Consider the following 351-nt stretch of genomic DNA (forward strand, 5'->3'; position numbering starts at 1 on the left):
GATAACTACATCAGTTGTTTTCAGTCGTGAGAGTTTTCGTTGATGCCCTGTGTGGCCTTCTTTAGCTCCTCTCGAATTGCGACCACCAGAGCTTTGATCTTTTTTCGCTCATGCTTGTCCTTAGGGTTGTCAGACGAAGGTAGTTTCGATGAGTTTTTGGAGTTAGTTGCTTGTTTATCGGTAAGGTGGCGCAACTGTTCCCACAACTCTTCAATCAGTGCGTTTGCTTCATTAAGGTCAGAGGCTACGGGTGGTTCCGCTTGAAATTTAGGGGCTTTCTTTCTGCTCATAACAAACAGGATGAAGCACTGGAATGATCACTCAATAGTAAAAAGTGGATCAAGTGCTGAG

1 protein-coding gene is annotated in these 351 nt (G+C 44.4%); it reads right to left on the minus strand.

Going from position 1 to position 351, the window contains the following annotated elements; translation table 11 throughout:
- Positions 1-20 precede the first annotated feature (20 nt).
- Positions 21-290, minus strand: a complete 270-nt coding sequence (locus tag H5300_RS27175; RefSeq protein ID WP_182797402.1) for a DUF6444 domain-containing protein — start codon at positions 288-290, stop codon at positions 21-23.
- Positions 291-351 lie beyond the last annotated feature (61 nt).

The organism is Vibrio sp. SG41-7, from assembly GCF_014164465.1.
Taxonomy (GTDB): Bacteria; Pseudomonadota; Gammaproteobacteria; order Enterobacterales; family Vibrionaceae; genus Vibrio; species Vibrio splendidus.